General features: G+C 64.6%; 19 protein-coding genes and 1 tRNA gene. 8 read left to right on the top strand and 12 right to left on the bottom strand.

Going from position 1 to position 18,638, the window contains the following annotated elements; translation table 11 throughout:
• Positions 1–104: 104 nt before the first annotated feature.
• The gene (locus tag PG881_RS22720; RefSeq protein ID WP_024944156.1) at positions 105–971 is read left to right on the top strand and encodes a helix-turn-helix transcriptional regulator; all 867 of its coding nucleotides are present in this window, start codon (positions 105–107) and stop codon (positions 969–971) included.
• A gap of 146 nt (positions 972–1,117) precedes the next feature.
• On the opposite strand, the gene PG881_RS22715 is transcribed toward PG881_RS22720, so the two are convergent.
• Positions 1,118–3,211: a sensor histidine kinase gene (locus tag PG881_RS22715; RefSeq protein ID WP_270803059.1), complete on the bottom strand. Its 2,094-nt coding sequence runs from the start codon at positions 3,209–3,211 to the stop codon at positions 1,118–1,120.
• Positions 3,212–3,242: 31 nt separating this feature from the next.
• Positions 3,243–4,598, bottom strand: coding sequence for a sigma-54-dependent transcriptional regulator (locus tag PG881_RS22710; RefSeq protein WP_270803057.1), 1,356 nt, complete (start codon positions 4,596–4,598; stop codon positions 3,243–3,245).
• A gap of 248 nt (positions 4,599–4,846) precedes the next feature.
• Between PG881_RS22710 and PG881_RS22705 the strand changes: the two genes are divergently transcribed.
• From PG881_RS22705 to PG881_RS22680, 6 genes are all read left to right on the top strand, one after another.
• A complete protein-coding gene (locus PG881_RS22705) occupies positions 4,847–5,689 on the top strand; it encodes a substrate-binding domain-containing protein (RefSeq protein ID WP_270803055.1) in 843 nt (280 codons plus the stop codon).
• Between the two features lie 67 nt (positions 5,690–5,756).
• Entirely contained in the window at positions 5,757–6,458 is a 702-nt protein-coding gene (locus tag PG881_RS22700; protein ID WP_043163605.1) for an ABC transporter permease, read from the top strand.
• A gap of 115 nt (positions 6,459–6,573) precedes the next feature.
• Entirely contained in the window at positions 6,574–7,269 is a 696-nt protein-coding gene (locus PG881_RS22695) for an energy-coupling factor ABC transporter ATP-binding protein (protein ID WP_005303221.1), read from the top strand.
• Complete coding sequence (gene mobA, locus PG881_RS22690) at positions 7,241–7,879, top strand: molybdenum cofactor guanylyltransferase MobA (RefSeq protein WP_270803052.1); 639 nt, start codon at positions 7,241–7,243, stop codon at positions 7,877–7,879. The genes PG881_RS22695 and mobA overlap by 29 nt, the downstream gene beginning before the upstream one ends.
• On the top strand, positions 7,876–9,621 hold the full coding sequence (locus PG881_RS22685) for a bifunctional molybdopterin-guanine dinucleotide biosynthesis adaptor protein MobB/molybdopterin molybdotransferase MoeA (RefSeq protein WP_270803050.1): 1,746 nt from the start codon (positions 7,876–7,878) through the stop codon (positions 9,619–9,621). Before mobA ends, PG881_RS22685 begins: the two co-directional genes overlap by 4 nt.
• Before the next feature lie 63 nt (positions 9,622–9,684).
• Positions 9,685–10,743 (top strand): FUSC family protein, encoded by a 1,059-nt coding sequence (locus PG881_RS22680; RefSeq protein WP_029299479.1) that lies wholly within the window; start codon positions 9,685–9,687, stop codon positions 10,741–10,743.
• A gap of 69 nt (positions 10,744–10,812) precedes the next feature.
• On the opposite strand, the gene PG881_RS22675 is transcribed toward PG881_RS22680, so the two are convergent.
• The 9 genes from PG881_RS22675 to PG881_RS22635 all read right to left on the bottom strand — a co-directional run bounded on the left by PG881_RS22675 (position 10,813) and on the right by PG881_RS22635 (position 17,991).
• Complete coding sequence (locus PG881_RS22675) at positions 10,813–12,186, bottom strand: HD-GYP domain-containing protein (protein ID WP_146063001.1); 1,374 nt, start codon at positions 12,184–12,186, stop codon at positions 10,813–10,815.
• A gap of 87 nt (positions 12,187–12,273) precedes the next feature.
• Positions 12,274–12,894 carry a DUF3332 domain-containing protein gene (locus PG881_RS22670; protein WP_270803042.1) on the bottom strand — a complete coding sequence of 207 codons (621 nt, stop codon included), beginning with the start codon at positions 12,892–12,894 and terminating at the stop codon, positions 12,274–12,276.
• A 128-nt stretch (positions 12,895–13,022) separates the two neighbouring features.
• Positions 13,023–14,318, bottom strand: a complete 1,296-nt coding sequence (locus tag PG881_RS22665) for a methyl-accepting chemotaxis protein (protein WP_270803040.1) — start codon at positions 14,316–14,318, stop codon at positions 13,023–13,025.
• A 193-nt stretch (positions 14,319–14,511) separates the two neighbouring features.
• A complete protein-coding gene (locus tag PG881_RS22660; RefSeq protein WP_270803039.1) occupies positions 14,512–14,973 on the bottom strand; it encodes a GNAT family N-acetyltransferase in 462 nt (153 codons plus the stop codon).
• Between the two features lie 78 nt (positions 14,974–15,051).
• A complete protein-coding gene (locus PG881_RS22655) occupies positions 15,052–15,495 on the bottom strand; it encodes a DoxX family protein (protein ID WP_029299474.1) in 444 nt (147 codons plus the stop codon).
• Between the two features lie 5 nt (positions 15,496–15,500).
• The gene (locus tag PG881_RS22650) at positions 15,501–16,256 is read right to left on the bottom strand and encodes an HvfC/BufC N-terminal domain-containing protein (protein ID WP_270803037.1); all 756 of its coding nucleotides are present in this window, start codon (positions 16,254–16,256) and stop codon (positions 15,501–15,503) included.
• Positions 16,249–17,097, bottom strand: coding sequence for an MNIO family bufferin maturase (gene bufB, locus PG881_RS22645; protein WP_270803035.1), 849 nt, complete (start codon positions 17,095–17,097; stop codon positions 16,249–16,251). The genes PG881_RS22650 and bufB overlap by 8 nt, the downstream gene beginning before the upstream one ends.
• 71 nt (positions 17,098–17,168) lie before the next feature.
• Positions 17,169–17,432, bottom strand: coding sequence for a BufA1 family periplasmic bufferin-type metallophore (locus PG881_RS22640; RefSeq protein WP_016351554.1), 264 nt, complete (start codon positions 17,430–17,432; stop codon positions 17,169–17,171).
• A 358-nt stretch (positions 17,433–17,790) separates the two neighbouring features.
• The gene (locus tag PG881_RS22635) at positions 17,791–17,991 is read right to left on the bottom strand and encodes a YbfA family protein (protein WP_011706879.1); all 201 of its coding nucleotides are present in this window, start codon (positions 17,989–17,991) and stop codon (positions 17,791–17,793) included.
• 214 nt (positions 17,992–18,205) lie between these two features.
• On the opposite strand from PG881_RS22635, the gene PG881_RS22630 reads away from it, so the two are divergent.
• Entirely contained in the window at positions 18,206–18,499 is a 294-nt protein-coding gene (locus tag PG881_RS22630; protein WP_011706880.1) for a hypothetical protein, read from the top strand.
• Positions 18,500–18,562: 63 nt separating this feature from the next.
• Here PG881_RS22630 and PG881_RS22625 read toward each other — a convergent pair.
• Positions 18,563–18,636 (bottom strand) — tRNA-Cys (locus tag PG881_RS22625).
• Positions 18,637–18,638: the final 2 nt, after the last annotated feature.

Genomic DNA, 18,638 nt, shown 5'->3' with positions numbered 1-18,638 from the left:
CTCTGCTGTCTGAATGAACAATATTTGTTCGAATGTATGGGGTTGTTCAAAGTATAAACACTGATGCGTCAGCCCTGGGTCAGGAACAAGCCATGAACGAGTTTATGAACGTGAAGCAGGTGGCGGAATACCTCGATCTCAACGAGAAGAAGGTCTACCAGCTCGCCAACGAGGCGCGCATCCCCGCCACCAAGGCGACCGGCAAGTGGCTGTTTCCCCGCTCCCTGCTCGATCGCTGGCTGCTCGGCAGCTGCCACGAGGGGGTGATGAACGACCGCCTGCTGCTGGCGGGCTCAGACGACGTGCTGCTGCACTACGCCAGCAGCCGGCTAGCCCAGCAGCTCGGCACCCAGGCTCTGGTGGGCTACACCCCGTGCGGCACCCGGCAGGGACTGGCGATGCTGGCGCGCGGCCATGTGGACTTGTGCGCCATCCATTGGGGGCAGGCCGAGGAGGCCCACCTGCGCCACCCGGCGCTGGTACAGCAGTATCAGGGCCACCGGCAATGGGTGATCGTTCATGGATTTCGGCGGGTGCAGGGGCTGGTGCTGCGCCGGGGCTTGCAACCGAAAGAGGCGAGACAGGCGCTCGACTGGCGCTGGGCCATGCGCCAGGAGGGGGCCGGCAGCCAGCGCGCCCTGCAGGAGTGGCTGCAAACCCAGGGGGAGTCGCTGACCCGGCTCGAGCGCACTATCGAGGTCAACAGCGAGCGGGAGCTGGCCGCCGCCATCAGCCGCGGCGATGCCGATGTCGGGCCCGGCGCCCAGAGCACCGCCACCGAGTTCGGCCTCGATTTCATGCCGCTCTCCCAGGAGTGCTTCGATCTGGTGATGCCGCAGGGGGTCTTCTTTCGCACCCTGCTGCAGCAGCTGATCGGCTGGCTGCAATCCCCCGAGGGGCGCGAGCTGGCGGCCCGCCTTGGCGGCTATGACCTGACCCAGAGCGGCAAGCTGGTGTGGAGCCCGCAGTAAGTATCCCCTCACTCGCCCGTAAAAAAGCCCGCCAAGACCAATATTGACGGGCTTTTTTGTGCCTCACTCTGAAGCTCGACAGCCACCCCCCTCCCCGTTGAGGGCAATACGTGCCCTTCAAGTTCGGCGGGCTTTTTATGATGTCGTCATGACTGGGGCTCGACGCTTGCCTCACGCCCCTCGGCGTTGAGGGCGATGCGCCACCCCTCCAGCCGGTCGCGCTCGCCGCCGCTGGCCAGCCGGGCGTGGCTGCGCAGGCGGATGGTAAAACAGCTGCCCTGCCCCGGGGTGGAGTCTACCAACAGCTCCCCGCCCCAGCGGCTGATGATGCGGTGGCTCAGGGCCAACCCCAGCCCGGTGCCGGTGGCGCGGGTGGTGAAGAAGGGGTCGAAGATCTTGTCGATGATGGCTGCCTCGATGCCGCTGCCGTTGTCGATGACCCGCACCTCGGCCCCTTGCAACTGGCCGGCGTCATCCAGCCAGTCGCGGCTCTCGACCCGGATCTCCCCCTGCTCCCCCAGCGCATGGCTGGCGTTGACCAAGAGGTTGATCAGCACCTGCAGCAGCTGCTGGCGATCCGCCTCGATGGGCTGCTGGGCCCTGAGATCGGCCACCAGGTTCACCTGCTGCTGGCGCAGGGCGGAGCGCACCAGGGTCAGGCTCTCCTCGATGATGGGGGTGAGATGCTGCCACACCGGCGCCGTCTCGTAATCGCCGGGGCGGGAATATTGCAGCAGGCTGCGGGTGATGGCGCGAATGCGCTCGATCTGGGCCAGCACCAGCGCCAGCTCCTCGCTCACCGGCGCGGCCGCCTCCCCCAGCTCCAGTTTCATCAGCTCCACATTGCCGAGGATCACCGCCAGCGGGTTGTTGATCTCGTGGGCCACCCCGGCACAGAGCTCGCCGAGGGCCGCCAGCTTCTCGCTGATGAGCAACTGCTGGCGGGCCTGGGTCAGCATGTGGATGTGGTGCTCGAGCTCGGCGGTCTTCTGCTCAAGGCTCTGGGTACGCTCGGCCACCTTCTGCTCCAGCTCATCGGCGCTGCGGGCCAGCTGCTGCTGGTGCGCCGCCTGCTGATCCAGCATGGCGTCGAACTGGCGACCAAGCTGGGCCAGCTCGTGATCGGGGTCGAGAGCCAGCACGCCGATGCGGGCCGGCTGACCCGCCTGCACCTGACGCACCACCTTGTGCATCCGCTCGATGGGGGTGAACAAGTCCCGCGCGCCGCGATAGACCAGCAGGCCGGAGAGCAGCAGCAACACCACCACGCCGGAGCCCAGCTCCAGCAGGTTGGTGAGGTAGGTGCGGATGATGGGCCACTCGAGAAAACCGACGTAGAGCATGCCGATGCGCTCACCATTGGCGCCCAAGAGCGGCTCGTAGCCCGACACATACCAGGCGTCGTGGACGAAGGCGCGATCAATCCAGGGCTCACCGCGGCCCAGCACCTGCTCGCGCACCGGCGCCGACACCCGGGTGCCCACCGCCCGCCCCAGCTGGCGACTACTGCTGGCGGGCACGTTGGTGCTCACTCGCAGATCGCCGAGAAACAGGGTGACGGTGCCGATGCTGCCGGCCGGCAGGGTGTTCTTGGCGAACACCTGGCCCTTGAGCTCGTCCACCAGCCGGGTGCTGCCGTTGATGAGCTCGCCTCCCTCCAGCACGCCCCAGAGGCTGCCGTCCCGCCCCATCACCGGGGTCAGCGAGAGGCTGACCAGGCCGCGGGTCTCCTGCCCCGCCACCGGATCATATTCCCGCTCCAGCACGGCACGGCTGGCCAGCGCCGGCGAGAGCGCCAGCAGTTGCTCCCGCGACCAGACCACGAAGTGGCTGACGCTGCGCCCGGCGGCGAGGGCCGCGCGATCCTGCGCTGGCAGCAGATCCAGCTCGCTGCCGCTGCGCAGGCGCAAAAAATCGAGGCCGTAGTTGGCGGCGAGCGGCATCACCCATTGGCGCAAGCGGGCGGGAGATTCGCGCAGCTGCAGCTGGAAGGCCCAGGCATCGCGCAGGTGCTCGAGGTGCTCGGCCTGGCGCTGCTGCTGCACGCTCACCGCGTGGTGTGCCACGCCAAGGTCGCTGCGCACCGTGGTGAGCAGATTCTGCCAGCTGTAGGTGAGGGTCCAGTAGAGGGTCAGTCCTATCATGCCGGCCAAAGTCAGCATGATGGGCACCGAGGTGAGCAGCAGCAGACGCCAGCGCACCTTGGTTCTGAGCAACCACGGGATCTGCGCCAGCCTCATGACTCACTCCGGCGGCAAGGGGCGAGCCGGCTCATTCGATGGCCCACTCCTTGAACTTGCGCTCCAGGGTCTTGCGCGCCACCCCGAGCACCCGGGAGGCGGCCGACTTGTTGCCATCATGGCTCGCCACCACCTGCAGGATGTGAGCCTTCTCCACCTCGGCCAGCGCCCACTCCAACGGATAGCCCTCCTCGCCCCGCGCCGACTCGGCCGGCTTGGCGCTCTGCCAGTATTCGGCAGGCGGCTTGCCCAGCAGCAGGCAGCGCTCGATGAGGTTGCGCAGCTCGCGCACGTTGCCGGGCCAGGGGTAGGCCTGCATGGCTACTACGTCCTCGTGGGTCCAGTGCAGGGCGCCCATGCCCATCTCGGCAGTGAGTTGGCGGGTGAAGTGGTGCACCAGGGCGGGGATGTCATCGATCCGCTCGCGCAGGGGGGCCACCGGCAGCGCCACCACGTTGAGGCGATAGAAGAGGTCTTCACGAAAACGGCCCGCCTCCACCTCCGCCTTCAGGTTGCGGTTGGTGGCGGCGACGATACGCACGTCCACCGAAAGTTCCCGCTCGGCCCCCACCGGGCGGATGGCTTTCTGCTCCAGCGCCCGCAGCAGGGAGGCCTGCATGGCGAGCGGCATCTCGCCGATCTCGTCCAGAAACAGCGTGCCCTGGTGGGCGACCCGGAACAGGCCGTCGCGCCCCTTGCGGGCGCCGGTAAAGGCCCCCTGCACGTGGCCGAACAGCTCGCTTTCCAGCAGCTCGGGGGCGATGGAGGCGCAGTTGAGCGGCACGAAGGCCCCCACCCGGCCAGAGAGCTGGTGCAGGGCGCGGGCCACCAGCTCCTTGCCGGTGCCGGACTCCCCCTCCACCAGCACGGCGGCGTTGGAGGGGGCGACCCGGGCGATCAGCGTCTTGAGCTCGCGGGTCTTGGCGCTGTCGCCGATCAGGGTGGGCGGGAACAGCTTGCTCACCTCCCGGCGCAGCAGCAGGTTCTCCCGCTCCATCTGGCGGCGCTCGATGACCCGGTCCACCGCCTGCACCATCTGATCCAGGTTGAAGGGTTTGAGAATGAAGTCGCTGGCGCCGAGCCGCAACGCCTTGAGGGCCGTCTCCATGTCGCCAAAGCCGGTCATGAAGATGATGTCGCTGCGCCGGGTGGCGGGATCGATGGCCTCGTGCCACTCGATGCCGGAGCGCCCCGGCAGGCGGATGTCGGCGATGATGAGATCGAAATGCAGGCGGCAACGCAGGGCTTCGGCCTCCTCCACGCTGGCGGCCGTCTCTATCTGGGCGAAGCGGCGGGCCAGCGCCTTGGCGAGGAAGCTGCGCATGCCTGGTTCGTCGTCGACGATGAGCAAGGAGAGGGCGGACCAGCGGCTGGCGGGTGCAGTCATGAAAAAAGTACCTCAGATTCAACAAGGTTCCGGGATTGTCCCACCGACCTTATAAACTGTGGGACATTTTGTCGCTAACCGGCCCCAAGTGCCAACTCCGTTTATTAAAAGCGACGGTGCCATCACGCAATTAGTGCGCTTAACCGACTGTTTTCACATTAAAAACCGGGCCGAACAAGGCTCGCGGTCAGCTTGGCACCCTGCTTGCTTAGTCCTGCCCTCTCTCCATCACCGGGTACCCTGACATCATGATCACAGCCACAGTGCGCAAACGCCTCGCCCTTGCCCTCTCCTCCGCCCTGCTGCTCAGCCTGCCGCTCTGGAGCGCTGCCAGCCATGCCGAGACCAAGGCACCCATCCGCCTCGCCACCACCACCAGCACCGAACAGTCCGGCCTGCTGGGCTGGCTGCTGCCCCAATTCACCAAGGAGACCGGCTACCCGGTGCAGGTGATGGCGGCCGGTACCGGCCAGAGCCTGAAGATGGGCGAGAACGGCGACGCGGATCTGGTGATGACCCACGCTCCCTCTGCCGAGAAGGCCTTCGTCGAGGCGGGCTTTGGCATCGAGCCTGAGCACCTGATGTACAACGACTTCGTCATCGTCGGCCCGACGAAAGATCCGGCCGGTCTTGGCAAGCTGCACGACGCCGCCAAGGCGCTGCAGGCCATCAAGGAGAAGGGGCAGACCTTTATCTCCCGCGGGGACGAGTCCGGCACCCACATCAAGGAGAAGACCCTGTGGCAGGCGGCCGACGTCAAGCCTGAGTTCGCCGGCTACAAGTCCATCGGCCAGGGCATGGGGCCGACCCTGACCATGGCTTCGGAGCTGGGTGCCTACACCCTGACCGACCGCGGCACCTGGCTCGCCTACCAGAGCAAGCTGGATCTCGCCGTGCTGCTGGAGGGGGACAAGCGGTTGTTCAACCCCTACCAAGTGATCCTGGTCAACCCCAAGCGTTACCCGGATCTCAACACCGAAGGGGCCCGCACCCTGAAGAACTGGCTGGTCTCCCAGCATGGTCAGCAGCTTATCGGTGACTTCAAGGTGGCCGGCCAGCCGCTGTTCGTGGCCGACGCCAAGCCGCAGTGATGCCACGGCCGCCCCTGCTCGACCAGCCCCTGGCGCCCCTCGCCACCTTGAATGACGGAGGCGCCCGGTGCCGACCCTGATCGAAACCACACTGGCCGCCCTGGCGCTGCTGTTCAGCGGCGACGCCGAGCTGTGGCAGGTGGTGGGGGTCTCCTTCTCGGTGTCGGGCCTCGCGCTCGGGCTGGTGCTGCTGCCGGCCCTGCTGCTCGGCTTCGCGCTGGCCTATCTGCCGATCCCGGCGCGCTGGCTCTGGCTCTCCTGCATCAATACCCTGCAGTCGGTACCGACCGTGGTGATTGGCCTCTTGCTCTACATGCTGCTGTCGCGGGCCGGCCCCTTCGGCGACTGGAAGATGCTGTTCACCCAGCAGGCCATGGTGGTGGGGCAGATGCTGATCGCCTTTCCGGTGATCGCAACCATGGCCCACGCCGCGTTCGTGCAAAGCGATAGGCGCGCCTGGGAGACCGCCCGCACCCTGGGGCTCTCCTGGCCCAAGGCGCTGCTCGGGCTGATGCGCGAGTGCCGCTTCGGCCTGCTGGCGGCGGTGATCGGCGCCTTCAGCCGCATCGTCACCGAGGTGGGCTGCTCCATGATGGTGGGGGGCAACATTTTGCACTTCACCCGCAACATCCCCACCGCCATCGCGCTGGAGACCCAGAAAGGGGCCTTCACCCAGGGGGTGGCGCTCGGCATAGTGCTGCTGGCCCTGGCCCTGCTGCTCAACCTGTTGCTGACCGCGTGCCGTGGTCACAGCTATCTGAAGAACTGACCATGGCGCAGCGCACTGTCATCCATAACCAAATGCTGCTGACCCCACCGCTGTCGCGGTCACGGTTATGTGAAGAACCGACCATGCCCCCACCGTCCCTCCACCGGAGTACGCCATGGCCCTGACCGCCCACCAGCTGATGATGCGCTTTGGCGAGCGCGACCTGTTCCAGATTGAGCAGCTCTCCATCGCGGCCGGCGACGCCATCTGGCTGCGCGGCGCGAACGGGGTGGGCAAGACCACCTTGCTCAAGATCCTGGCCGGCCTGCTCACCCCGACCCGGGGCCACACCAACCTCCCCTCTGGCTGGCGCGGCAAGCTCGGCCAGTGGCTCAAGCGCGATCCGGGGCCGGGTCGGGTCACCTACCTACACCAGACCCCCTACCTGTTTGATCGCAGCGTGCACGACAACGTGGCCTGGGCCCTCGGCCATCGCGCCGCCGACGAGGTGCGGGTGTTCGAGGCGCTGCGCCGGGTCGAACTGGAGAGCCTGGCACGGGAGCACATCAGCATTTTGTCTGGCGGCGAGCGTCAGCGTCTGGCCATGGCCCGCGCCTGGGCACTGCAGCCCGCCTTTTTGCTGATGGACGAGCCCACCGCCAATCTGGATGCACATTCGGTTGCCCTGATGGCCGCCATGGCGCAAGATCTGCGGGAACAGGGCAGCGGCCTGGTCATCATCAGCCACCAGAGCAACGATCTGACCGACCTGTGCGAGCGGCAATGGACCCTCGCCCGGGGCCGGCTGCACGAACCCACTCCTTTGAAAATCATCGAGCGACATGACCTCAAACAGCGAACCTCGTACTGACCGCTTTCCCGTCTCCGCCGTGGTGCTGGCCGGCGGCCGAGCCACCCGCATGGGGGGCGCCGACAAGGGCTGGGTCGAGTTGGCGGGCCGCCCGCTCATCGACCACGTGCTTGACCGACTGAGGCCCCAGGTGGACGAGATCCTGATCAACGCCAACCGCAGCCAGGCCCGCTACCAGGCGCTGGCCCCGGTCATCGGCGACGACAACCCCGACTATCTCGGCCCACTGGCCGGCATGCAGGCAGGCCTTGCCGCCGCCCGCCACAACTGGGTGCTGTTCGTGCCCTGCGACGGCCCCGCCCTGCCCCGCGATCTGATGGCGCGCTTTCGCGCCGCCCTCACCCCGGCGACCGAACTGGTGGTGGCCCATGACGGCGACTGGCTGCAACCCGTGGTGGTCCTGCTGCACAAATCCCTGCTCCCCTCCCTGTCCGCCGCGCTGGCCGAGGGAGAGCGCAAAATCGATATCTGGTTTGCCCGCCACCAGATGGCGGTGGTGAGCTTTGCCGACCAGCCGGATGCCTTCATCAATCTCAACAGCCCGGACGAGCTGGCCGCCTACGAGGCGCGCCTGCCAGACTCCGCGACCGGACAAGGAGCCACCTCATGACCCCGGCCCCCACCCTGCCCCTGCTCGGCTTTGCCGCCTGGAGCGGCACCGGCAAGACCACCTTGCTCGAGCAGCTCATCCCCCTGCTGGTGAGACGCGGCCTACGCCTCGGGGTGCTCAAGCACGCCCACCACGACTTTGACATCGACCAGCCGGGCAAAGACAGCCACCGCCTGCGCCAGGCCGGCGCCAGCCAGATGATGGTGGCCTCCCGCCGCCGTCACGCCCGCATCGTTGAGACCGATCTGGGTGAGGCCGATTTTCGCGAGCTGCTGGCCAGCTTCGATCAGCGCAGCCTCGACTTGCTGCTGGTGGAAGGGTTCAAGCACGAGCACTTCCCGAAAATCGAGCTGCACCGCGCCGCCATCGGCAAGCCGCTGCTGTTCCCGAGTGATCGCGACATCATCGCCGTGGCCAGCGACCAGCCCGCAGAGACCGCCCTGCCCCGGCTCGACATCAATGATCTGGACGCCATCGCCGACTTCGTCTGCCACTGGCTCAAAGAGAGTCAGACGCGGGAACAGGAGGCTGGCAACGGCTTTCTGTCGGTCGAGGGGGCGCGTCAGGCCATTCTTGATGCACTCGCCCCCTCTACCCGCAGCATCGACCTGCCGCTCGCCCGCTGCCACGGCGCCGTGCTGGCGGGGGATCTCGTCAGCCCCATCAATGTGCCGCCCCACGCCAACTCGGCGATGGACGGCATTGGCCTGCGCAGCGACGATCTCGCCGCCGGCCGCTGGCAACTGGTGGGAGAAGTGCTGGCGGGCCAGCCGCGCAGCGAGCCGGTACTGGCCGGACAGGCGGTGCAGATCATGACCGGCGCCCCGCTGCCCCCCGGCGTCGATACCGTGGTGATGCGCGAAGAGACCGAGCTTGACGGTGAATGGGTCAGCGTCAGCGCCCCCATCAAGGCGGGGCAGAACGTGCGTCAGGCCGGCGAAGATCTGGCGCTGGGGGCGGTCGCCATCGCGGCCGGCACCCGCCTCGGTGCCCCTCAGCTCGGGCTGGCGGCTTCTCTGGGGCAGGCAACGCTCAGCGTACGCGCACCGCTCAAGGTGGCGCTGTTCAGCACCGGCGACGAGGTGCAGGCACCGGGCGAGACGCTCGCCCCCGGCCACATCTTCGACAGCAACCGCTTCACCCTGATGGCGCTCATCGCCGGGGCTGGCTGCGAGGTGATGGACCTTGGCATCATCCCCGATGATCCCGTCATCCTGCGCCAACAGCTGGCACAGGCCGCGGTCGATGCCGACCTGGTGCTGAGCTCGGGCGGGGTGTCGGTGGGCAATGCCGACTTCATCAAGCAGGTGCTCGCCGAGCTTGGCCAGATAGCCTTCTGGCGCATCCAGATGCGGCCGGGCCGTCCGCTCGCCTTCGGCAAGCTGGGGCAGACCCCCTTCTTCGGCCTGCCCGGCAACCCGGTGGCCGCCATGATCTGCTTCCTGCAATTCGTCGAGCCCGCCATCGCCCGCCTGCAGGGCCGGGTGTGGCAACCGCTGCGCCTGTCGGCACTGGCCGAGCAGCAGATGAAGAGCCGACCCGGGCGCACCGAGTTCCTGCGCGGCATCTTCCATCAGGACGCCAGCGGCGTGCTGCGGGTGCGCACCACCGGGCCGCAGGGTTCCGGCATCCTCAGCTCCATGAGCGATGCCAACTGCCTGATTGAAATCGTCCCCGCCCAGCCGGCCATCGCGGTCGGCGAGCGGGTCTGGATCCACCCACTCCAGGGACGAGTGGCCTGATACCGGTGACCACCCCGCCGGGCGTGGCGGGGTGGTTGCCCCCATGAATCCGAGGCTTGTCCCTTGCGCCTGAATGCCCCCCTCTCCCGGCTCGATCTGCTGATCTACGGTCACTACCGCATCGTCCACGGCCTGCGCATCGCGCTCGCCTTCATGCTCACCTTTCTGCTGACCCGCGAGCTCAAGCTGCCGGAAAGCACATGGCCCCTCATCACCCTGGTGGTGGTGATGGGCCCCATCTCGTTCTGGGGCAATGTACTGTCGCGCGCCCTGCAGCGGGTGGTCGGCACCATCTTCGGCGCCAGCTGCGGGGTGGTGGCGCTCTATCTCGAGCTCTACTCCCTGCCGCTGATGCTGCTGTGGTGCGGCTGCATCATGTTTCTGTGCGGCTATCTGGCGCTCGGCAAGCGCCCCTACGTGGGGCTGCTCATCGGCATCACCCTCGGCGTCACCATGGGGGCCATGCCCGGCGACATCGAAACCGCCCTGTGGCGCAGTGCCGACGTGATCCTGGGTTCCCTGCTGGCGCTGCTGTTTTGCAGCATCTATCCCCAGCGCGCCTACAGCCACTGGCGGCTGCAGATGCACGACACCCTGCAGCAGGCCCAGCGGCTCTATCACACCCACCTCTCCCCCAACGTGCTGGAACGGCCACGGCTCGCCCACAGCCACGCCAGATTGCTCTCCAAGATGGTGAGTCTGCGCCCCCTGCTGACCCCGGCGGTCAAGGAGACCCGCCTTGGCAGCGCCCTGTTCGAAGCGATCCAGACCACCATGCGCAACACCCTCTGCACCCTGGAGATGCTGGCCAACACCTACTGGCGCGATCGCCAGAGCCACTTTCTGATGCAGAGCACCCCGGAGCTGCGCGCCTGCCAGCAGGCGACCGAGGCGCTGATGAGCGAGCTGGCGCTGATGCTCAAAAGCGGCGAGCTGCAGGGCTCGGAGCTGGCCATCAGCCGTCTGCAGGAGGCGGCCGGTAGGGTGCGGATCGACGCCGGCGGCGAGGCCGCCATCAGCGGCTATCTGTGGCTCAACCTGCAACTCACCGAGCAGCTCACCCACCTGCGCCGGCTGCTGGGCCTGGTGATGCACCCACCCCGCAGCCAGAGCCATTCATAGCAAAACGCCCCGCAAAGCGGGGCGTTGTCGTCTCAGGCCAATGGTTTGAAGCCAGATATGGCGCCAACATTAACTGGCGTTTGCCAGCGGCTGCTCGAACGGGAGGTAGATGGAAAAATCCTGGATCCCCGCCTGCAGGGCAGCAAAGCAGTCCGGATCAATGGCTGACCCCAGCGTCTCCGCCATCATCTCCAGCGCCTGGGGCACCGGGATGGCACCGCGATAGGGGCGTTTGGCCGTGATGGCATCAAAAATGTCGGCCGTGGTGATGATGCGGGTCTCCAAGGCTATCTCGTCCCCTTTCAATCCTTTGGGATAACCCTTGCCATCGAGGCGCTCATGGTGGGCCCCCGCCACTTGCGCCAGCTCCTCGAACGCCCCGATGCGACTCAGGATCTCCTCGGTATAGGCGGCATGCATCTGCACGGCGGCCCACTCCTGCGCATCCAGCTTGCCCGGCTTGTCGAGAATGGCGTTGCTCACCCCCAGCTTGCCCACGTCGTGGAGCAAAGCGCCGCGCTTGAGCCAGCGTCGTCGCTGCTCGGACAAGCCCATCTGGGTGGCGAGGATGTCGGTATAGAGCGCCACCCGGCCACTATGACCAGCGGTGTAGGGACTTTTGGAGTCCACCACCTGGCCGAACGCCGCCGCGATCTCGTCCAGATAGTCTTCATCCAGAGCGACTTCCCCCTGCCCGGCCGGGTGAACGAACACCCACTCAGCCAATCTGGGATCCGCCAGTCCTTGCCAGAAGTCGTCATCCGCCAACGCCTCAAACTCGCTAACCAATTGAGGATCAAACCAGCTGCCGCTGCGCTCGCGAAGCTCTTTGAGGGCGGCATCCGGGCCAGCAGTAGCGTGAAACACATCCACCACCTGGCAGAGCAGCGCTATGCGAGAAAAGAGCGGAATCGCGTCACCGGCCAGTTGCAACGGCCGACCTTTGCCGTTCCAGTGCTCATCCAGAGAGAGAATGCCGGCGGCAACCTCTTCACTGAACCGCAACTGGCGAGCGATGTCCGCCCCCCGGTGGCAACGGGTCTGGATCAGTTCGTTGGCTATCTGATCGCCATTGCGAAAGATGTGGAACAGGCTGCGAAAACGCCCCAGCAGATCCGCCTGCAACCCGGTGTGGCCCAGCACGAAGTTGACCACCTCGGAGAGGGAGCCATCCACCAGCTTGAAGTCGCGTTTGAAGTGAAGATCGTCGGTGAGATAGAGCTCGCAGATACGGGCCGCATTGCTGCTGCACCCCAGATCCTTGAGCAGCAGCATGTAATAGAGATCATGGCGCTGCCGGGCATCCAGCGCCAGCCGCTCGGCCAGCCGGGAACCTATCCAGCAACAGCGAATGCAGTGCCCTCTTGGTTGTCCCTCTGTCATGTCGAGTGCATGACTGAGGGAACCAATCAACTCTGCCAACCGCAATCCATTCACCGTCATAGCCTGCTCCCTTGGACATCATGGCGATCTTGCCTGCTGACTAGGTATACCTTATCCAGAGAGGAATAGATCTGGATTCAGATGAATTTACGCCTCGGCGCTGCCAGTCCGGGCTTTTTCCTCCAGCTGGGCCGGGGTCAGGGTCGACACCAGCCGGCCGTCGAAGTAGATGTCCAGCAACGCGCCGCGCTTCTCGCCACGCATCAGGCTGCTGCGCCCGTCCAGGTAGTGCACCTCCATCTGGGCGGTGCGCTCGTCCGGGTAGCTCACCTCCACCTCACGTACCCCTTGCGGCAGCATGGCCAGCGGCACCTTGTTGAGGGACGGATCCAGGTGCTGGTTGACCTTGATCAGGGCGTCCAGCTTCTGATCCACCAGCGCCGGCGACTTGCCGGTGATGGGGTTCTTGCCCGACCAGAATTCGATGGTGTTGAACACGAACAGATCGGCGGTGGCCGCCAGGCCGTAGACCGGCGAGAGCAGGACGAAGACCCCGGCCCGGCCATAACGGTTGTCCACCACGCTGAGGTTGCCCTTGGTTACCATGGCGGAGAGCCCCATCTGCCCCATGCAGCCGCTCAGTCCCACGCTTGCCACCATGCCCGCCAGCAGCGCCAGTGCCCTGCCCTTTCTTCTCGTTGCCATCGTCTTCGCTTGCTCCAGAAATAATGAGGCGGCAAGCCTAAACAGGCCGCCCCCAACGGGCAATTCACAAGCAGGGAGCGATACAGCGGGGGTTCAGACTGGGATATCGACTGCTCACCATTCACACAGCCTGTCGAAATAACGGCCAGGATGACAGCCTGCCTCTCACGAGGCAGGCCCCCTGAACGGCATCAGATGGAGAGGCTGGAGACGGTCGCCGAGACGTTGTTGGCCTCCTGCCGGATCTCCGCCATCACCTCGTTGACCTTGTCGATCTGCTGCTTGCCGAGCTCGGCGCTGCCGGCCACCCTGGCCATGTCGTCGGTCACTTTGGCGGTCAGCTCGCGGTTCTTCTGCACCACCTTGGCAATCTCGTCGGTGGAGAGCGACGTGCGTGCCGCCAGCTGGCGCACCTCATCGGCTACCACTGCGAAACCGCGCCCCTGATCCCCGGCCCGGGCCGCCTCGATGGCCGCATTGAGGGCCAGCAGATTGGTCTGATCGGCGATGCTGCTGATGGTGGAGACAATGGCCTCGATGCTTTTAGACTGCTCGTTGAGCTGGTTGATGAGCAGGATGGTCTTGTCCACCTGCTCGCTGATGAGCGACGAGGTGTCCACCACCGAGCGCAACAGATCCGCCCCCTGCTCGGCACTGCGCAGGGTCTCCTGGGCCGTGGCATGGGCCACCTGAGCGGCATCGCGCACGGCGTGGCTCTTGGTCACCCGCTCGGTGATGTCGCTGGCAAACTTGATGACCCGGTTCACCTTGCCGCTTTCGTCGCAGATCGGGTTGTAGGTGGCCTCCAGCCAGATCGCATCGCCATGACTGTTGCGCCGCAAGAAGAGCCCGGACTTGAACTGTCCCTGAGCCAGCTCCTCCCAGAAGCGGGGATGCTCTTCATAGAAGGCGTCATCACAGAACATGCGGTGATTGCGCCCCTTTATCTCGGCCAGGGTGTAGCCGAGACAGCTCAGGAAGTTGGGATTGGCCGAAATGATGTCGCCATTCGGAGTGAACTCGATCATCGCCAGCGAGCGTTCCAGCGCCTTGGTGATCGCCTGCTGGCTCAGCAGTTGTTGATGCTTGTCAGTAATGTCGCTGGCGATCTTGATCACCCGGGTCACCCGCCCCTGCGACTTGACCGGGAAGTAGCTCGCCTCCAACCAGACCACCTCGCCCCGCTTGTTGAGACGCGAGAAGATGCCGGACTTGACCCGGCCCTGCTTGAGCTGGGCCCAGAATTGCTGGTAATCGGCAGAGCGAACCAGCTCCGGGCTGCAAAACATTCGGTGGTGCTGCCCCTGCAACTCCATCGCGCTGTAACCCATCAGGCTCAAGAATGGCTGGTTGGCCTCCAGGATCTCGCCATCCGGGGTGAACATGATGGTTGCGATCCCTTCCTTGACCGCCTCCACGAAGCCCTGGGATTCGGCCAGCTGTGCCTGGCAGGCCTGCAACTGCGCCTTCAGCTTGTTGTTGAACATGGATGTCATACCTCTGTACTGACAAGGTGGAAAAGGGCACAAGACTCGGTGCTGGGTGAACCGTCACGAACCTGTTGAGGCTGATCTTAGTTGAGCACCGTGGTGCGATCAGAATTTGGCCGATATTTTGCCACAGCCGGCGAGGGGCTCGCAGTGCAGCCTGCGCCTGATACGTGCAAGGCCCGGCGAGGGATCACCCGGGCTGCCACTCCAAGTAAGCCGGATTGGCCACAAAACCGATCCGTTCATAGAGCGGGCGTCCCTCGTCGCTGGCGTGCAGCCAGACCCGGCCCAGCTGCTGCGCCCTGGCATAGTCCGCCATCTGATCCAGCAGGGCGCCGGCCAACCCCCGCCGGCGGTGGGCCGGCAGGGTATACATGTTGAGCAGATAGCCCTCCCTCCCCGCCAGGTTGCCGGGATAGGGGGGACGCACGAAGAGGGCCAGGGTCGCACTCGCCACCACCTCGCCATCCACTTCCGCCACCCAGGAGCGGGCGCTCTCCTCTGCCTGCGCCGTGCTGAAGTAGCGGCTGGTCGCCTGCCAGAGATCGAGGTCGGCCAGCGGGTCGCTCAGCTCCCCCACCTCACAAAACAGTGCCATGCGCAGGGTCACCAACGCGGGAATGTCTACCTGCGTTGCCTGACGGATGATCATCGGCGCTTCTCCTTGTGACGCTCGTTGAAGTGAACAGGCTCCCTGTGGGCGCCTGAACAAAGCACCAGTGTTGAGACTTCACGCCCGCCTGGCAAGGCGCCACTGGTCCCAGGCCAGCGGCCCCGCCCCCCAGACGACCAGAGTCAGCAGCATCCAGCCCCACAGCTGGTGATCGTAAAAGCCGCCGGCCCAGAGGGTGGGATAGGAGATCACCGCCACCATGTTGAAGGCAAACAACAGGGCGGCGACCGGTCGGGTAAAGAGCCCGACCAGCAGCAGCACCGGCAGCAGCAGCTCGGTGGCCGTGCCAAGCCAGGCCGCCCACTGCCAGGGCAGCAGGGGCACCTGATACTCGAATTCGAACAGATAGAGGGTGCTGTCCCAGGCGCTCAGCTTGAGCCAGCCGGAACGAAAGAAGGCCACCGCCACCCAACATCTGGCCAGCAGCAACAGGGCACCGCTCAGCCACCAGGGAACGGCGGGGCCCACCGGTTGCATCAGTGTCCACTTGTGATTTGTCATCGAATTTACTCCAGCGTTGAGGTCACATCGACCAACAGGCCCAGGGTGACGAGGCGGGACAGAGACTCTGCAGCCTGCGAGTCCCGTGCCAGCAGGGCCGACAGGGCAATGCCCTGGCGGCAGCCATCCAGCAGGCGCCACTCTCCTTCGCTCAGGCTCAGCGGCAATACCCGATAATCGGGCTGTTTCTTGAGGGCTAGCCAGGCGGGAGCCGCTAGATCCTGCACCGTCTCGCCCTCGTGCAGGGCCATCTGCCAGAGGGCATCAACCGGGCGCGGACTGTCGAACAGGCACAGATCGCAGGCCGGGATCAGCACCAGCGTCTGCCAGGCAGCTGGCGGCAGGGCGGCCACCCGCTCGGCCGGCCAGTGGCGCCCCTCGGCAGCCAGCAAACTGGTGCGCTCCAGTGCCCACTCGAAGCGGGCCAGCTCCCCCAGCCAGGGCAGTTCGGCGGTGGTCGGCAGCCGGGCAAGCCAGTCGCCAAAGCCGGCGCCGTAGTGCATCACGCTCCCTTCGTAGAGCGGCTCTGCCAGCACGAAGCCGCGCGCCGCGGCGTCGAAAAACGCCTCCCCCACCATGGCTTTGACGGCCGGGTAGCTGCCCGCCAGCACCTCGCCAAGGCTCAGGATGAAGTGGTTGCGATAAACCTGCAGCACGGCATCCGCCGTAAAGAGACGGGAGTGGATATGGGGCAGGATGGCCTCGCTCTGGCCAAGCTGCCCCTCGGCAAACTGCTGCTGCCGGCGAGCCAGCTCAGACATGGGCGGCCTCCGGCACAAGATGGGTGGCCATGGCGGCGTCCAGCATGGCGCTCGCGCGCTCGGCCTCTGCCAACAACACGGGGAGCGGCGGTATCTCGAGGTCCCACTCGATCAGGGTGGGAATGGCGCGCTGGCGGCAGATCTCCTCATAGAGTGCCCACACCGGTTCGCTCACCGGCGCGCTGTGGGTATCGATATAGAGGTGCCCCTGTGGCAGAGACTGATCGGTAAAACCGGCCAGGTGAATTTCGCCCACCGTAGCGATGTCGATGGCAGCCAGATAGTCACGGCATGCAAAGCCGTGGTTGAAGGCACTGACGTAGAGGTTGTTGAGATCGAGCAGGATGGCGCAGTCGCTGCGTCGCTGCAGCTCAGCTAGAAACTCCCACTCCGGCATCTCCCCCGCCAGTTGCAGGTATGAAGAGGGGTTCTCGATCAGCAGCCGGCAGCCGAGCGCCTCCTGCACTTGCATGATCTTGTCGCTTATGTTGAGCAGGCTCTCCCGGGTATAGGGGACCGGCAGCAGATCGTTGAAGTGGCGCCCCCCAATACTGCCCCAGCTGAGGTGCTCCGAGATGCGCACCGGTTTGATGGCGCGGGCCAGCGCCGAGAGGCTGGCCAGATGTTCAAGGTCGAGTGCATCGGCCGAGCCCAGCGACATGCCGACGCCGTGCAGGCTGACAGGATAGTGCCGGGCCAACTCGCTCAGCACCTGAAAACCCCGGCTGTGACGTTCAAAGTAATTTTCGCTGTGCACCTCCAGCCAGCCAACCGCCGGCAGGGTACGCAATATCTCGTCGTAATGGGGCGTGCGCAATCCAATACCAATCAAGGGGTTCATCGCAAAGCCTCGCTGCAAACCAGCCAAAAGAAGGCCACGGTGCCCCTGAGGCAACACCGTGGCACCCAGCCTTACTTGGGTTGCAGCGAGCCACCCGCCAGCTTCTCGCACAGCCCCTTGGGCACCACCACGAAGGCGTCACCCTGGGCATCCATCTTGGCGGTACCGGCGCAGGAGCTGGTCTTGGTCGCGCAGTCGTTCTTGCTCGCCTTCACCACCCCGTAGCACTTCTCCTTTTCATCAGCCGCCATGGCCGGGGCGGCGACGAACTGGGCGCCGAGGGCCAGCAGACCGGTCATGGCGGAAGCGATGGCAGTGCTCTTTTTAACGTTCATGTTCTGTTCCTTCTGATTGTGTGTGGTGTGCCCGATCGGTCACGACCGGATGCCCTCCATAGAACCGGAGCGCCGGCGAATTGATTTCAAAAAAAATGCAAAATCGGCACATCTATAAAAAACACAATTGGCAACAGACTGTTTTTAAAGGGTTATTTCATTCCCCTTTCAAATGTTCTTTCGCCATGAAAATGTGCACTGCGCCACCCTGCCGCCGCCAATACCCAGGATGCAGGCAATAAAAAACCCCGCCAGAGGGCGGGGTTTGATTGGCACGATACCACCGTGCGGGCATCGGCGGCCGATACTTAATGACAAAAAAGACAGCCGCAGCTGTCTTTTTCAATTGAAACCTGACTTAGTAGAAGATCCGCTCGCCACGCTCGCTCATCTTGAGCCATACCGGCTTGGTGCTGGTCTTGTTCCAGATCCGGTGCAGATAGCTGTAGAAACGGGCCCGATCGCTGCGAAACAGCATCACGGGGAAGGCCAGCATACCCACCAGCAGCACATAGATGCGACGAAGAATTATCTGAGTCAGGGAATAGGGATGAAACATGATAGAACTCCTTGCTGGTAAGACCACTGAGCAAAGATTACTCCACAATTTGTAGGATTACTACACCAAGATTCCCATTTTTTTGCAAAAAGATCCCTTAAAAGCCTTAAAGTGAAATTGGGTTACATCTATTAACTTACAGGCAACAAAAGCTGGCAAAGCAGCTCCCGTCGACCAGATTTAATGAGTTGGCACTCAAGATGGAGTCGGTACGATGAAACCCGCAGAAATGGCGATCATAGGGATACTGGGCCTGCTGCTCTGGTCGGAATGGCAGGATTGGCAGCTCAACCAAGCCGACAGCATCACGCTGGCCTACAAGGGAGCACCCACCGTCAGCATGTGGCAATGCGGCCAGTTGAAACAGAAGATGATGGATGTGACCGAACACTCGGCCGAAGTGCAGTTTCAATACCGGGGACAGGACCTGACGCAGGTCAACCGCTATCTGGAACGGGAGTGGCAGCAACAGGGCTGTGAGCAGCTGTTGTTGCAGCAAGGATATTGAGCAGAGTGATCCACACTGGGCTGGTGTGATGAAAATACTTTACGGGATGAAACGAGGAGAAGATGGAGGCACGTTCCGGAGTCGAACCGGACTAAACGGATTTGCAATCCGCTGCATAACCGCTTTGCTAACGCGCCAT

Origin of the sequence: Aeromonas sp. QDB54 (genome assembly GCF_027707385.1) — a bacterium.
GTDB classification, from domain to species: Bacteria; Pseudomonadota; Gammaproteobacteria; order Enterobacterales; family Aeromonadaceae; genus Aeromonas; species Aeromonas hydrophila.
Note: the sequence above shows the minus strand (reverse complement) of the source record. Positions and strands in the feature narration are given on the sequence as shown.

Bases quoted from the DNA above. Each gene is read 5' to 3' on its own strand.
- PG881_RS22720 (WP_024944156.1), top strand. From the start codon at position 105: ATGAACGTGAAGCAGGTGGCGGAATACCTCGATCTCAACGAGAAGAAG.
- PG881_RS22715 (WP_270803059.1), bottom strand. From the start codon at position 3,211: ATGAGGCTGGCGCAGATCCCGTGGTTGCTCAGAACCAAGGTGCGCTGG.
- PG881_RS22710 (WP_270803057.1), bottom strand. From the start codon at position 4,598: ATGACTGCACCCGCCAGCCGCTGGTCCGCCCTCTCCTTGCTCATCGTC.
- PG881_RS22705 (WP_270803055.1), top strand. From the start codon at position 4,847: ATGATCACAGCCACAGTGCGCAAACGCCTCGCCCTTGCCCTCTCCTCC.
- PG881_RS22695 (WP_005303221.1), top strand. From the start codon at position 6,574: ATGGCCCTGACCGCCCACCAGCTGATGATGCGCTTTGGCGAGCGCGAC.
- mobA (WP_270803052.1), top strand. From the start codon at position 7,241: ATGACCTCAAACAGCGAACCTCGTACTGACCGCTTTCCCGTCTCCGCC.
- PG881_RS22685 (WP_270803050.1), top strand. From the start codon at position 7,876: ATGACCCCGGCCCCCACCCTGCCCCTGCTCGGCTTTGCCGCCTGGAGC.
- PG881_RS22675 (WP_146063001.1), bottom strand. From the start codon at position 12,186: ATGACGGTGAATGGATTGCGGTTGGCAGAGTTGATTGGTTCCCTCAGT.
- PG881_RS22665 (WP_270803040.1), bottom strand. From the start codon at position 14,318: ATGTTCAACAACAAGCTGAAGGCGCAGTTGCAGGCCTGCCAGGCACAG.
- PG881_RS22660 (WP_270803039.1), bottom strand. From the start codon at position 14,973: ATGATCATCCGTCAGGCAACGCAGGTAGACATTCCCGCGTTGGTGACC.
- PG881_RS22655 (WP_029299474.1), bottom strand. From the start codon at position 15,495: ATGACAAATCACAAGTGGACACTGATGCAACCGGTGGGCCCCGCCGTT.
- PG881_RS22650 (WP_270803037.1), bottom strand. From the start codon at position 16,256: ATGTCTGAGCTGGCTCGCCGGCAGCAGCAGTTTGCCGAGGGGCAGCTT.
- bufB (WP_270803035.1), bottom strand. From the start codon at position 17,097: ATGAACCCCTTGATTGGTATTGGATTGCGCACGCCCCATTACGACGAG.
- PG881_RS22640 (WP_016351554.1), bottom strand. From the start codon at position 17,432: ATGAACGTTAAAAAGAGCACTGCCATCGCTTCCGCCATGACCGGTCTG.
- PG881_RS22635 (WP_011706879.1), bottom strand. From the start codon at position 17,991: ATGTTTCATCCCTATTCCCTGACTCAGATAATTCTTCGTCGCATCTAT.
- PG881_RS22630 (WP_011706880.1), top strand. From the start codon at position 18,206: ATGAAACCCGCAGAAATGGCGATCATAGGGATACTGGGCCTGCTGCTC.